Origin of the sequence: Lacibacter luteus (genome assembly GCF_004118265.1) — a bacterium.
Lineage (GTDB): Bacteria > Bacteroidota > Bacteroidia > Chitinophagales > Chitinophagaceae > Lacibacter > Lacibacter luteus.
The window spans coordinates 358,814-374,949 of record NZ_SDHW01000001.1 but is presented as its reverse complement, the minus strand read 5'-3'; the positions used below and the strand labels follow the sequence as shown (position 1 = coordinate 374,949).

The following is a 16,136-nucleotide window of genomic DNA, read 5'->3' as shown; positions in this document are numbered from 1 at the left end:
GCATTACCAAATAAGCTGTCGTAATGCGTTCTTCATGCTGATGTTGGGCTACAAATAAAAAAAGAATGCAAATTGAGTTGGCAGCAACGATTGCCTAATTATTCAGCAATGTTGGCAAACTGAGGCTGCAAAAAGCAGATGTTGCAATAAAAAAGGGGAAATCTGCAGCCGTTAGATGCGTAGAAAAGACGTATTTCGGGAACGATTGCGTAAATTTTTGCTGCAATTTGACAACTTTTTTTGAGACCCCCCTTTTTGCAAAACCTTCATAACATCTTGTTTTTCAATTAAAATGAAAAAATATATTTTACGCAAACGATTGCGCATGTTTTTTTCACAATCGGGTAATCAGTAAGCTAATTTGGCTGTGTAAACCTGTTTTTGCTGAAATACAGGTTAAGATTGCTTAAAAACGAAAACTTGCTGTATGAGACCTCAACTATTGAAAGTGTCAAAAGAGCCGCAACACTCTTTCAGTGTTCGCAGAGATCTTGCTCCTTATGTCAATAACCGTTGGCATTACCATGTAGAAGTAGAGTTGATCCATTTTAAAAAAGGAGAGGGAACCCAATTTATCGGTGATAGTATTCGCAGTTTTAAGGCCGGGGATGTGGTGCTTGTTGGTTCAAATCTTCCACACTACTGGCGTTTTGATGATATTTATTTTGAAGAAAATGCTCCGGTTGAAGCCGATGTAAGAGTGGCACATTTTTGCGAAAACTTCTGGGGCAGCCAATTCCTCGAACTGCCGGAAAACTATCATATTAAAAGTTTACTCGACAGAGCCAAAAGAGGCTTGCAGGTAACCGGCAGCACCCGGCAAAAAGTTGCCGGTTTGCTTGGCTCACTACTAAGCAGCAATAATAACCAACGCATTATTTTGTTGATAGAAGCATTGAACATTATTGCAGACTGTAAACAATTAGAACCATTGTCTTCGATCGGTTTCAAATATGATATGGTTGAAGATGAAAAAGACCGTATCAACGCTATTTATGAATACAGTCTTAAAAATTTTAAACGTCCGATTCAGCTTGAAGAGATTGCAGGCATCGCCAACATCAGTCCCAATTCGTTTTGCCGTTATTTTAAATCCCGTACAAGAAAAACCTATTCACAGTTTTTGATTGAAATAAGAGTAGGACATGCCTGTAAACTTCTCATCGAAAATAACCTCAGCATTAAACAGCTTTGTTACGAAAGCGGGTTTAATAATTTTACCAGCTTTCATAAATATTTTAAACTGATTACCAGCAAAAGCCCCCTTTCTTACCAAAAAGAGTTTATGGGAAAATTAACCGTATAAAAACGGTGTGATGTTCCTGGTTAAAATAACTCAATAAACAGGTAAGTACATAAAAACATGGGTTGCATTAACCCGGTTTCTTTGCAGTTATATTTAAACCGCTGTATGAGAAATTTGCTATTGTTTGTAATACTGCTATTATCTTCTTTTCAATTGACAGCACAGTCGAAAGACGTCATTATCATTGAAACAAAAAATACAGCAATTGTATTAACAGTTGCAGGCAACCAGCGATTGCTACAATCGTACATCGGCAAAAAATTAGTAACAGCAGATTACATGCAAATGAAAGCCGGCAGAGAAGTTTACCTTACTGCCGGTATAGACAATCAGTTTGAACCTGCTCTTCGTATTATCCATGCAGATGGAAATCCTTCGCTTGAACTGCAATATGTATCTTCCAAAACAACTGCTGATGCTTACAGTAAAAGAACAGATATTGTATTAAGAGATCCTGTATACCCTGTAGAAGTGATTATGCATTACGTAAGCTATTACAATGAAGATGTTATAAAATGCTGGACAGATATTGTTCATCGTGAAAAAAAGCCGGTTACACTTACTCATTATGCTTCTTCGCTTCTTCATTTAAATGCAGATGAATATTGGCTTACGCAGTTTCATGGCGACTGGGCAAGAGAAGTGAATATGGTTGAAGAAAAATTGACCAACGGAATTAAATCACTTGAAAGCAAGCTTGGTGCAAGAACAAATTTTTATCAGACGCAAATGTTTTTTGTGTCGCTCAACAAACCCTCTACAGAAACTGATGGAGAAGTAATTGCCGGTACTTTAGGATGGACAGGAAATTTCAAATTTACGTTTGAGATAGATCAACGAAACGGACTTCGTGTACTCTCCGGTATTAATCCATATGCAACGGAATACAACCTGCAGCCGGGTGAGATTTTTCAAACACCTGAATTTATTTTTTCTTATTCAGCTGCAGGTAAAGGAACAGCCAGCCGAAATATTCATCGCTGGGCACGCAACTATGCTGTGCTTGACGGCAACAAACCAAGACTGACCTTACTTAACAATTGGGAAGCTACACATACCAATTTTACAGAAACGAAACTGGTAGAACTTTTTGATGAAGCAAAAAATCTCGGCATCGATCTTTTTTTGTTAGATGATGGATGGTTTGGTAATAAATATCCAAGAAATGATGACAAAGCAGGGTTAGGTGATTGGCAGGAAGACAAAAAAAAATTACCAAGTGGTATTGGATACCTGGTGCAGGAAGCAACGAAGAAAGAAATAAAATTCGGCATCTGGCTGGAACCTGAAATGGTAAACCCTAAAAGCGAATTGTATGAACAACATCCCGAATGGATCCTGAAACTTCCGAACAGGGAAGAAAACTACGGACGTAATCAATTGGTGCTGGATATGGTTAATCCACAAGTACAGGATTTTGTATTCAATCTTGTAAATGATCTGCTGACAAAATATCCTGGCATAGCATTTATTAAATGGGATTGTAACAGGAGTATGACCAATGCTTACTCGCCTTACTTAAAAAATCTGCAAACACATCTTTACATCGATTATACAAAAGGATTGTATAAAGTGATGGAACGCATTCGTGCAAAACATCCGCATTTGCCCATTATGCTTTGTGCAGGTGGCGGAGGTCGTACAGATTATGGGGCGTTGAAATATTTTACTGAATTCTGGCCAAGCGATAATACAGATGGGTTGGAACGCATTTTTATTCAATGGGGTTATTCGTATTTTTTTCCGGCAAATACAATTTCTGCGCATGTAACAAGTATGGGCAAACAGCAATCATTGAAATTTCGTACAGATGTTGCAATGATGGGAAAAATGGGCTACGACATTCGGGTGAATAATTTTACGAAACAGGAGTTGCAGTTTAGTAACGAAGCTGTTAAAACCTATAAACGTATGAGTGATGTAATTTGGTTCGGCGATTTGTATCGCCTTGTTTCTCCGTATGAAGAAAACCGTGCCGTGTTAATGTATGTGAATGAAAATAAAAGTAAAAGCATTCTTTTCAACTATAACATGAACATTCGCAGAAAAGATCTGTTTAATCGTGTATTGTTGCAAGGTTTGGATCCTGAAAAAAAGTACAGAATAACAGAAGTTAATTTGTTTCCCGAAACAAAATCAACGCAACCGGATAATGACAAAGTTGTAAGTGGTGAGTATCTGATGAAGGTCGGGCTGAATTTAACTCCCGGCAGAGTTAATTCACTCACCAGTAATGTTTTTGAAATTACAGCAGAATGAAATGAAGATTCACTAAACATACAATAATCCGTTACCGGTTAATAAAGATTTTTTATCAATGCACATAACAACGAAAATAGGACTGTCTCTTTTTTTAAGCATTTACATACCCTTGGCTGTAGCTGCTCAAAAAACAACTATTCAAAAGATGAGTTGTGAAATTGTTGCAAAGAACGCAAGCCATATTGCAAAAATTGACAAAGACACAATTGTAGTTGTAAAAGGAAGCACGTATTCTTTCTCTGTTGATACACATCCCGACAGCGGGTTAGTTGCTACAACGGCTAATGTTGATCAATTACTGAATCAGATAGCTGCTAAGTATGCAGTTGTTCAGCAGTACAGAATCGTTAGTGAAACTGGCGTTGAAAAAAAACAAGGGATTTTGATTTCAGGCGATCAATTGATTGTGTCTTCAAACGATGGTGCTGAAAAAAAATATACCATCATAACAAAAAAGCTTGCAATCAACAGTCAGCTCCGCATCGAAGAAAAGAAGATAACTGCAAATACGAACAGTGATATTACGCTGCATTTTACTGCCGGGCAACGAACACCCAATGCAACAGTAACCATCTATATTCCGCCCGGTATTTCAATCACAGATGAAAATACATTCGTAAATATTATTGGCCGGGGCGATGTACAGCTAAAGCACCTGCCTTCGCAATCGATTGGACGGGTAGGAACAAAATACGCATATCAAAAAGTGGGAACCTATCGTATTGCAAAATTACCCACAGGTAAAACGATTCTGTCATTACAACAGCTTGATCTTCGGCCAGCAAATGGAACGGATGTAAAGATTGTGATCAAAAATGTAAAACTAAATAAGCAGGGCATTTATATATTCAAAGCCGTTTATAGTACTTCTCTCCCGGAAGTACTCACAAGTACAGGAGCAGAAAGTGAAACAGCAATGCTTACAGTTACAAAAACGGTTTCCGATTTTAAAAGAGTAATAAACAAAGACCCACTGTATAAAGAAGAAAAAAACAGTTATACGGAAGTAGCGTTCCGTTGGGGGCAAAATAAAAATCTTACAGATATCAAGGTGTTACAGTCGTTAGATAATGGAAAAAGCTGGATGCCCTCTGCTGCAACTATTGATAAAAAAAATGCTACTGCAACGGTAAAGAATTTAGTGCCGCACAAGCTTTATACATTCAGATTGTTGATAAACGAAGGCGAGCAAAAAGGAACATCAAATGAAGTGTTTTTCTATTCTGGAAAAATGGACATCAAAGCCTTAGGAGTAAAAGGAGATGGAATAGCTGATGATACGGAGAAGATCAACCAGGCAATTACTTACATGAATCGTATTGGCGGAGGTACCCTGCTGTTCAGCGATGGTATTTACAACGTGAAAACTATTCACCTTAAAAGTAATGTATGGTTATATATAAACAAGGCTGCAAAAATTCAGGCAATAAAAGGAGCAGATGCACCGGAGAGTACCTGGTTCAGCGATAAGAAATACCGTTCAGGGTTATCACCAACCGATACCGGCCCTTATGATGATCCGGAGAATTATATGACCAAGCAAGATGTTGGTCATCACTACTTCCACAACTCCATGTTCTTTGCAGAGAGAGAGGACAACATTAAGATTATCGGCAATGGATTGATCACCGGGAATGGGAATTTAGTAACAGGCGACAGGGTGATGAACAATGCGCCGGATAACCGGGCTGATAAAATGTTTACGTTTAAGCTTTGTACAAATATTGAAATCGGCGGAGACTATCGTGCAGATGATTTGTGGTATGATGCAGAAAAAGATGAACCTTATTATATCGGTAAAGATGCTGCAAAAGATTTTACTACAGATAACATGTTGCAGATCGATCGTGCAGGTCATTTTGTATTACTTGCAACCGGCACAGATCACATAAACGTGCACAACACGTATTTTGCTAAATTCAATCAATCAAATGCCCGTGATATTTATGATTTTATGGCATGTAATGATGTAACGGTTTTCAATATTTATTCTAAAGTAAGTTCAGATGATATTGTGAAACCTGGCTCTGATTGTTCTTTGGGGTTTACACGTCCTGCACGGAACTATAAAGTGCGCAATATTATTGGTGATACCAATTGCAATCTCTTCCAGATCGGTTCTGAAACCGCTGATGATATTATGGATCTGCATGTAGATAATATTTATGTGCTGGGAGCAAACAAAGCAGGTTTTTCTATTTCAACAAATGATGGTGCGCATATTAAAGATGTTCATCTCAATTGTGGTCACACAGGTTCACTTCATTCACGTTCAAAAATGGTAAGAACGTTCACACCTTTTTTTATTTCTATTTCCAACCGGGGGCGCATTCTGGGTGCAACCGTTAGCCGTTTTAAATTTGATGAGAATGGCGTGAAGCACGACGAATTACTTGTTACAAATGTAAACATCGGCGTTGTAGAAAATATCATCATCAACGGAGTTGATGTTTCAGAACTGTATGCAGGAAGTTCATTTGGCGACAAAAACAGAAGATGGAATAGCTACGATGGCTCACAACGCAGGGCTTCGCCGATTGTTGCAGGATATCGTTTGCCTGATGCAGCAGATGTAGAAGGCGGTTTGAATTTTTCTTTACCGAATGGTAAGCATACAGGTTATATTAAAAATATTTTGTTTACCGATGTACACATACTTGTTAAAGGAGGTAACCCGGCTTCAGACTCAGCGGCAACATCTCCAGAACTTGGTGTTGGACAGTACAACGCCTCCAATCTGAAAGTGCAACCCTCGTATGGTCTTTGGGCCAGGCATGTGATGGATTTAACGGTGAAGAACTGCAGTTTTAATTTTGAAGCTACAGATAAACGATATGTTTTATTTTTTGATGATGCAGTGGGCGTTACGTTAAAGAATGTGAAGATGATGAAGGCTGCCGATAATGATGCGCCGATCAGGTACAAAGCATCAACTCCGGTAGCTATTGATTCTGTGATCTCTTATCAGCATGTGTGGGGCGAAAATCCGGTTAAGTTTATACAGCCGGAAAATAAATGAATGGAGTTTGTAATGTTAGTTTTTATTACTTCAATATTATGCAGTGAAAGAAACTATAACTTGAGTTATGCAGCAATTTAGCCTTTAAACTTGTCCGTTTTTAAAGAATAACGGTACGAAAAGAAGTCTGTTACGATATAATTTGTCCCATGTAAAACCGGCTGTTGAATAAGCAGGAAATTGATGTCAAAATAACTTATTAGTTAGTTAATTGATAGAGGTGCCGGGAAACAGGATTGAATTAGTTTGCAATTGTAAACTGGTTTTGTATTTAATAATTACTATTGATTATACCGGGGAACGCATCTGCTTTCTTTGGTTTTGGTTAACGATTTATTTGGATCACGTCTTTAAACCCAACTGCTATATGAGAAAATCTGCAATTTTCACATCGTGGAGAAGCAACTTAATTATAAGTCGCTTGCTATTTTTAATTTTTCTGCTACAGCTGGTTGTGCTGTCAGTTTCCGCTCAAACTAAAAAAGTAACCGGTACCGTTAAGGATGGAAAGGGAAATCCGTTACAGGGAGTTAGTGTTGCATTAAAGTCTGATGAAAAAAGTGGAACAACTACCAACCAGTCAGGTCAGTTTAGCCTTGATGTTCCGGCCGGTAATGCTGTGCTTGTCTTTTCGTTAGTTGGTTTTACTACTAAAGAAGAGATTGTTGGCGCACGTACAACTGTAAATCTTACTATGGCCGAATCAATCAGCAACCTCGATGAGGTTGTTGTAATTGGTTATGGTACGCAAAAGAAACGGGATGTTACAGGAGCTATCAGTTCAATTAACGCAAAGTCTATTGAAGAAAGACAACCCGTATCTGTTTTTGATGCCATACAGGGTGCAGCACCGGGTGTACGTGTTATGAGCTCTTCGGGTGCGCCAGGCGAAGAAGCAGATATTACCATCAGAGGTTTATCTACTTTGTCTGATGCCGGTGTACGGCCATTGTATATTGTTGATGGAGTACCGATGAACAATATCAATGCGATCAACCCAAAGGATATTCAATCAATGGAGATTCTTAAAGACGCAGCATCTGCTGCCATCTATGGATCACGTTCGGCAAACGGTGTAATTATCATTACCACAAAAAGAGGAGAGTCTGGTAAACCGCAGATCAACATCGATCTGTTGAGAAGTTACAATAAGCTTTCAAACCGTATTTCACAATCCAATCGTCTGGAACGCCAAATGTTTGACCGCAGAAGTAATCTTGGGCTCGATCCTAAACCTGTTGATTCAACTGCATTCACAAGAAACACTGATAACGATTATCAGGCGCTCATTACACAGCTTGCTGTCCGTAACCAGGTTGATGTAAGTATCAAAGGTGGAAATCAGAATCTCAATTACTTTAACAGTATTCAGCTTCTGGATGAAACGGGAATTGTTATCAGTAGTTACAATAAACGTTTTACACTTCGTACAAATGTTGAATATCGCCCTTCTAAACGTGTAAGCATGTTTTCACGTTTAAACTTCAGTTACCAGGATAAAAACAATATTAACGAAGGCAATGTTATTCAACAATCATTGCAACGCCCTCCGGGTATGGCGCTTTATTTCCCGAATGGGGAGTACATTTATTTCAATGGAGGAAGACGAAACCCGTTAGCAGAAGCTTACCTGCGTAAAAATGTTTCAACTATTTACAAGGGAGTACTCTTCCAGGGATTTGATTTTAAAATTTTTGATCCACTCACTTTCCATGTAGATGCTTCTGCCGATCTTGAGATTAGAAGAAATTACCAGTTTGCATCTAAATTCTTAAGCAGCAGCAATCCGCCAATAAGTACAGGAAGCGACGCTACACAAATACCGTTGAGGCTACAGGGTAATGCATTCCTCTCTTACAAACAAAACATCAAACGAGACCATAACATCACAGGTTTGCTGGGTATGAACCTGGAGAAAAACAAACTTGAGCAAACCAATATTTCCGGAAGTTTCTTTGTAACCGAAGCCGTTTCAACATTGAATGCAGCAGGTCAATACGATCTTACTGATTTGTATTCTTTGCAAAGCGGTTCTGCACTTGTTGGTTTTTATGCACGTGCCGGTTACGATTACAAAGGAAAATATCTTGTGAATGCTACAGTACGCAGAGATGGTTCATCGGTTTTTGGTCCGGAGAACAGGTGGGGTAATTTTCCTTCTGTATCTGTAGGATGGCGCTTTAGTGATGAAAAATTCATGGGCAAGTTGAGCAATATCATTACAGATGGTAAGCTGCGTGCAAGCTGGGGTATGACAGGTAACCAACAGATCGGAGATTACGATGCAGTACAGCAGTTTGTGTTCGGATCATATTTCTACAATGCTGTAAGTGGTGTACGTACAAACACAAGGTTAGGCAATGCTGCACTTAAGTGGGAAGAAACAACACAAAGCAATATTGGTCTTGATCTTACTTTTCTCGGCGGAAGAATAAGCTTTATCGGAGATTATTACGAAAAACTTACAACGGATCTCCTTTATGATTCTCCTTTGCCAAATGAAATAGGTTTTTCGGGTGGCGTTCGTACAAATGCAGGATCAATTCAAAACAAAGGGATTGAATTAATGCTGTCCGGTTACCCTATCCGCAATAAAGATTTCAGCTGGCAAACATCGGTAAACTGGTCTACTGTAAGAAACAAGATCGTTAGCCTGCCTGTTGATTATATCGATGACATTTGGAGTGTTGAACAAGGCAAAGAAGCAGGAAATTTTTATGGCTATAAATTTTTGGGCATCTATGAGTATGATCAATCAAATGCTTACACGGCAGATTATACACAACGGCTGATTCCGCAGTTTCAGCGTGATGCGCAGGGCAATGTAATCATTCAAAAAAATATGCAACCGATCCTGCTTGGTTATTTATTACCAAACGGAACTCCCTACAGTGGTGTTGTGAAACAAATGACAACAGCCGGTGTGGTTTCAAAAGGCGGTGATGTGATATGGGAAAATCTTCCTGATAGTAAAGGCGATTATAATGGTGATATTGGTAATGAAGATCGTCAGTTCCTTGGCCATGGACAACCACGTTGGAGCATTGGCTGGAATAACAGTCTTTCTTACAAAGGCATTTATTTATCAGTAAACATGTATGGCAATTTTGGCGGAATGGTGTATAACGATAACAGACGAAATCTTGCCTCTTTCTCTAATAGCAATACTACTCCCGATTCTTATTTCGTAAGAGAAATGTGGAAATATCCGGGACAGTTAACCGCTACTTATCGTGGTGGTGATCGTTCAACTGACAACATGCGTCGTGGAGGTAGTCAATATCTCGAAAATGGTTCATTCCTTCGCCTGCAAAGTGTACGTATCGGATACCAGCTTCCAACAAAGATTTCTGCTAAAGCTAAGATGCGTAGCCTTAGTGCATACGTATACGGAACAAACCTGCTTACATGGACTGAATACACAGGCTTCGATCCTGAAGTTGGTCAGCGTAGTGTAATTAAGCCAGGTAACGATCCCGGTCGTTTCCCACGCAGACGTGAATTTGGTATGGGAATTAATATTTCATTTTAATTAATTGAGACATGAAACGAATAAATTTTGCTTCCATTATATTGGGTATAGTTTTCTTTTTTGCTGGAACAGGTTGTAAGAAATTTTTAGATGAAAAACCTGTTTCAACTGTAGCGCCGGATAATTTCTGGAAAGACCGCAACGATGCTGCCACCTGGATGGCAGGCGTTTACAATTCATTGCAAACAACGTTAAGTACCAATTACTATGATTGGGGTGAAGTACGTGCCGATCATATAAGGGTGGGTGGAACAGGTAATGCCCAGCTTACAATGATCACCAATACACTTTCGGCTAATGATGCTGATATCAACGGAATTACAAGGTGGACCAATTTGTACACAACAATTTCTCTCTGTAATTATGGTATCAAATATTTGCCTGCCATGATAAGTGAAAATATTGAAGGTGCTGCATCAACATACCGTGATTATCTTGGTCAATGTTATGCGATCCGTTCACTTATGTATTTCTATGGTCTTCGTGTATGGGGTAAAATGCCATTGCATGTAGTACCCATTGAATCATTAAGTCAACCGATCGAATTGCCACGCTCTTCAATTAATGATATGAAGGCGTTAATTCTTAATGATATTACTGAATCATTGAAAATAATTGGTACTGTAACCACACAGAAGTATTATATGCAAAAGGCTGCTGTGTATGCACTGCAAACAGATGTAGCCATGTGGTTTCAGGATTACGATCTGGCACTAACCGCTTCACAAAATTGTATGACTGCAAGTGGATGTACATGGGTAACAAATATCACAGCATTCAAAAATATATTTACTGATCCGGCAAATTCAACTGAAACCATCTTCAATCTTTTTTGGTCAGTTACTGAAAGAGGCGGTGGTGTAGGTGTTTGTCAGAAAGTAGGTTCCAGCTCAAATACAAATCAGTATGAACCAACTACTGCAATATGGCGTGAAATGAAAGATCGCATTAATCCGGTAACAGGTAAATCAACTGATGGTCGCCTGTGGGCTTACTGGGATACATTAACCTACACCGATGATGTGGTTTATGATGCAGCTGTAGTGCAATTGGGAAAATTTTCACCCTGGAGAGCAGTTCAAACGCCGGGTTCCTTTTTTACATTCGAAGGCAATAGCGATTGTAGTGTAAAGATCCCGATCTATCGTTTTGCAGATGTAATGCTGTTAAGAGCAGAAGCATTAAATAAAAAAGGTCAACACCAACAAGCGCTTGACATTGTGAATATCGTAAGGAACAGGGTTGGGTATATGCAAAATGCATTGTTGGCTGATTACCCGGTTGACATCATGAAAGGTATTGAGCGCACCATTTTAAAAGAACGTCAATACGAATTAATGGGTGAAGGAAAAAGATGGTTCGACCTGTGTCGCATCGACAAAATATACGATTATACAAATGCGGGTTATCAATATCTGCGTGAAACGTTGAATCCCATTTTAGCAACACGTTCCGGTTCCATTCTTTACGAAAATGAAAACATGGGCAGGATACTGTATCCCATCAACGCTGCGATGTTTAACGCTAATTCTAAACTGAGAGGAGACCAGAATCAACCTTACGATGAGTAAGATCGATGTTTTGATTAACTGATTAATTAAACTACTTAGTAATGAAAAAGAATAATCAATTTATATTGTTGATAATGGCAGCTGCACTTGTTATGTCGGGCTGCAATAAGCTCCAGAACGGCTATGACTATAAGCCATCCTACTATTCAACAGAATTAAAAATGAGCGTACTTGAATTTATGCAAACCCGTAAAGATATTTTTTCCGGTATGCTTGCAGCAATTGAATACGTTGATCAGGATCCAAATCTTAAAGATGTGAAACAAATGTATTCGAGCACAGGCAATACATTTCTTTTACTTCACAACACGGCATTAACAAACCTCGAAGATGCAACGAGTTATTGGGCTGTAAATACGGTGATGGGGCCAAATCCTGATAATCCTTCACAAACAATTTCTATGAGAGGATCAGACTGGTCACAGTATCCCAGGGATTCAGTTGCAAAACTGCTCCGTTACCATGTGTTGAAAGGAACACATACCTACAGTACACTTAATTCGAAACCAAAGTGGGTTGAAACGTTTGCAATGAGTGCAACAAATGATTCTGCAAAAGTTTATCTCTACCTCGAAAATGTGCGTGAAGCCAATTTGCGGATCAACAACTACGTAGGCTTGCCTGCATCGTATAAAGGTATAAGCATGGGCTGGAGCAATAATGCGCCACGAACACCGGATTTGCACGCAACAAACGGTGTTATTCATGTAATGAACAAATGGTTCATTTTGCCTACACGTGCTGCTATATTGAATAATTAATTACCAACTAATTCAGATTTTTATGCGGAAAATATTTTACTGTACGATGCTGATAAGCCTCTCTCTTTTGGCTTTCTCCTGCAAAAAAGCTCCGGGAATTACAATAGAATCATTAAATAAATCCGGCGAAGAATTTTACTTCGGCGAAAAAGTTCCTGTATGGGCCTCAACCTCCGGTGATAATAATACGGTGAGTTACGAATGGAACGCAACAGGTGGAACATTTGATGGTTTCAGAACACAAAACCTTTTTGAAAATCTGTGGATTGCTCCAAGCACTGCGGGCGATTATACAATTACAGCAACAGCAAAAAACAGCAGTGGCGGCTCTTCATCAAGATCTGCAAAACTGAAAGTGACAAGGTATTTTTTTGATGAGTTTCAAAGCGCTTATACGTTGAACGGAAATGGCTGGAGCACCAGCAATACATCAAATTCATTGATCACAAATGTTGATACAGCTTCTTCAAGATTAGAGTTGACCGCCAGTTCAACAACTGCTCCCAATGTGCGCAGAAACCTAGATCTGTCGGAATTAAAAATCCCGTTTTCAGTTCGTACCCGTTTGGGCTGGAAAACTTATTTCAGAGCTAACTCAACAATTGTTATAAGCTTATTTTTTAATCAACCTTCAAATCCAACATATCCTTATATCCGGGAAATCCGTTGGGAGATTTGGCCAACTGTGAACCCTGCAACAACTGATAACTTTCAGATCCGGTACGAAACATTTGTACCTGCTACCAATGTTTCAAAATTCAGTACTGTGGGTAACACCGCTCCCAATCCTCTTCCGCTTATCAGTCCTGTAAAAGGTCGTTATCCCGGGCTTGCAATGGCAAACGGAGCGCTGAAAAATCTTAGTTTTTCTATTGATGCAAATGATGTTTTTCATGCGTATGTTGGAGGAGAGTTGTGGTTTACCAGCAACGGTATAAAAGATTGGTTAGCTTATGCAAGGGCAACTTATTCCGGTTTTCAGGATCCATCACCTAAGGAATACCGTGTGGCATTCCCGGCTAAAGAATCAAATAACGTTGGAACAACGCTAGTGATGAAGCATGTGTATATTAATAACGACAACCAGATATTAAAATAAGGATAAAAAGTCGGCTTGTTTTGATCTCTGAAACCGGCTTGCAATGGTTGTTGCAATATGCAGTGCAACAACCATTGTTGTTTTTATTCTCTATTCAGTCGAATAACTTCATTTGATCTGTAACCTGCAATAAATAAACCAATGAAATTGAGACTTGTTTTTTCGCTCATGATCCTGTTATTTACTGAAATCATTTCTGCCCAACAAGCAACACGACTCAACAGCAACTGGCAATTTCTTAAACAGGATATTGGCGGAATTTGGGAAGCAGTGAGACCGGTGAAAGCAGGAAATCCTGAAGATGTTCCGTTATGGACGAACGTTTCATTGCCGCATTGTGTGAATGCAACAGATGCTGTTGATCCTGATGTAAATTATTACCAGGGACCTGCATGGTATCGCACACAATTAACGATTCAAAACCCTTACACGAATGGCAGAACCTTATTGCACTTTGAAGGAGCTGGGCAAAAAACAGATGTGTATGTCTATGATAAAAAAGTTGCTTCACACATAGGAGGCTATGATGAATTCACGATTGATATTACAGATGCAGTTGAAGCATTTAAAAAAATCGATACATTTCAAAACCAGTTCAAAGGAAAAATTCCGGTATCTATACGAACAGATAATTCACGTGATCTTGAATTGATCCCTTCTGATCTTTCGGATTTTAATTTATATGGAGGGATTTACCGTTACCTCAATTTGGTGTATGTGCCTGCTGTTTCCATTGACAAGGTTTTTGCTTTTGCAGAAACAGATAAGATGGGTAAAACAGGAAAAGTAAATATCCGCACAAGGTTTTATAATCCAGCTAAACAAACAACTACTGCTGTTACTGTTAAGCTGTTTGATCCAAAAGGAAAACTTGTTCATGAGTTTACGAAAAATGTAACGATAGCGAACGATGGGGTAGTGATTGGAGATATTAATGTTACGAAGCCAATGCTATGGTCAACCGATCAACCGCAGTTATACAGCATTGAAGTTACAGCAGGCGAATACAAACAAACGGAAAAGATCGGCTTCCGTCATTTTGAGTTTGTGGAGAAAGGGCCTTTCATGTTAAACGGGAAACGTTTGCTACTAAGAGGAACGCATCGCCATGAAGATCATGCAGGCGTTGGAGGCGCAATGACAGAAGAACAGATGCGTACTGAAATGATCATGATGAAAGAGATGGGCGTAAATTTTATTCGCTTGGGGCATTACCAGCAATCGAGAATTATTTTAAATCTATGTGATAGCTTGGGCATTGTTGTTTGGGAAGAAATTCCCTGGTGCCGTGGTGGTTTGGGCGGTAATGTATATAAAGAACAGGCAAGACGAATGCTCACCAATATGATCGAGCAACATTACAATCATGCTTCAGTTATTATTTGGGGGCTTGGTAATGAAAATGACTGGCCCGGTGATTTTCCAGAGTTTGACAAAGAAAAGATCAGAACTTTTATGAAGGAGTTAAATGATCTTTCACACAAACTTGATCCATCACGCAAGACAGCGATACGCCGCTGTGATTTTTGTAAAGATATTGTTGATGTGTATTCGCCTTCAATCTGGGCCGGATGGTACAGGGGCATTTATACCGAATACAAACAGGTATCGGAAGAGGAGATGAAAAAAGTAAAACACTTTTTACATGTAGAGTGGGGAGGCGATAGTCATGCCGGTCGTCATTCAGAAAATCCGGATAATGGATTGCGTAATATAAAAACAGGCGGAGGTGCAGATGAACGTGCTGGTGATGCATCGTTAATTGGTGGTGCAGCAAGAGCATCAAAAGATGGAGATTGGAGTGAATCGTATATCTGTAATTTAATTGACTGGCATTTGAAAGAACAGGAAACCATGCCGTGGTTAACGGGTACTGCACAATGGCCTTTCAAAGATTTTTCTACACCTGTGCGTCCGGATAATCCTGTGCCGTACATGAATCAGAAAGGTGTGGTGGAAAGAGATTTCACAAAGAAAGAATCCTATTATGTTTTTCAATCGTACTGGACTGCGCAACCAATGGTTCATATCTATGGTCATTCATGGCCGGTGCGTTGGGGAAATGAAGGTGAAGAAAAAATGATCAAAGTATATTCAAATTGTGATGAAGCAGAACTGTTTGTGAATGGAAAAAGTATGGGTATTAAAAAACGCAACAGCCAGGATTTTCCTGCAGCAGGCTTGCGTTGGAATGTGGTGTTGAATAAGGGAAACATTGATGTAAAAGTGATTGCAAAAAAAGGGAAGATCATTGTTGAAGATGCAATTCGTTTTAGGTATCAAACAGAGAAATGGAGCAAACCTGCAAAATTGCTGATTGAAAAGGTAAAAGAAGAGAACGGCATCATCACTTTAGAAGCGAAATTGCTTGACGATAAAAATGTGCAATGTCTCGACGCAACTAACTGGATACGCTTTGGTTTAACAGGCGATGGTGAGTTGATCGATAACCAAGGTACATCCTCAGGTTCAAATTATGTACAAATGTACAATGGCCGTGCAGTGATCTCTTTAAAAACAAACAATGGTAAATCAGCTGTCAGTGCAAAAGTAGTAGGGATGCCAACGGTGTTTATTAATTTATAG

At 39.2% G+C, this 16,136-nt stretch carries 8 protein-coding genes; all 8 read left to right on the top strand.

Annotation, left to right across the window (positions count from 1 at the left end; genetic code table 11):
* Positions 1-427: 427 nt before the first annotated feature.
* Positions 428-1,306: an AraC family transcriptional regulator gene (locus ESA94_RS01355; RefSeq protein WP_129129063.1), complete on the top strand. Its 879-nt coding sequence runs from the start codon at positions 428-430 to the stop codon at positions 1,304-1,306.
* A gap of 105 nt (positions 1,307-1,411) precedes the next feature.
* A complete protein-coding gene (locus ESA94_RS01350; RefSeq protein WP_129129062.1) occupies positions 1,412-3,565 on the top strand; it encodes an alpha-galactosidase in 2,154 nt (717 codons plus the stop codon).
* Between the two features lie 148 nt (positions 3,566-3,713).
* Positions 3,714-6,587 (top strand): endopygalactorunase, encoded by a 2,874-nt coding sequence (locus ESA94_RS01345; protein WP_129129061.1) that lies wholly within the window; start codon positions 3,714-3,716, stop codon positions 6,585-6,587.
* 367 nt (positions 6,588-6,954) lie between these two features.
* Positions 6,955-10,119, top strand: a complete 3,165-nt coding sequence (locus tag ESA94_RS01340) for a SusC/RagA family TonB-linked outer membrane protein (protein ID WP_129129060.1) — start codon at positions 6,955-6,957, stop codon at positions 10,117-10,119.
* Positions 10,120-10,130: 11 nt separating this feature from the next.
* Entirely contained in the window at positions 10,131-11,690 is a 1,560-nt protein-coding gene (locus ESA94_RS01335) for a RagB/SusD family nutrient uptake outer membrane protein (protein ID WP_129129059.1), read from the top strand.
* 41 nt (positions 11,691-11,731) lie between these two features.
* A complete protein-coding gene (locus tag ESA94_RS01330; RefSeq protein ID WP_129129058.1) occupies positions 11,732-12,451 on the top strand; it encodes a fasciclin domain-containing protein in 720 nt (239 codons plus the stop codon).
* 22 nt (positions 12,452-12,473) lie between these two features.
* A complete protein-coding gene (locus ESA94_RS01325) occupies positions 12,474-13,550 on the top strand; it encodes a hypothetical protein (RefSeq protein WP_129129057.1) in 1,077 nt (358 codons plus the stop codon).
* A 141-nt stretch (positions 13,551-13,691) separates the two neighbouring features.
* The gene (locus ESA94_RS01320) at positions 13,692-16,136 is read left to right on the top strand and encodes a glycoside hydrolase family 2 TIM barrel-domain containing protein (protein WP_129129056.1); all 2,445 of its coding nucleotides are present in this window, start codon (positions 13,692-13,694) and stop codon (positions 16,134-16,136) included.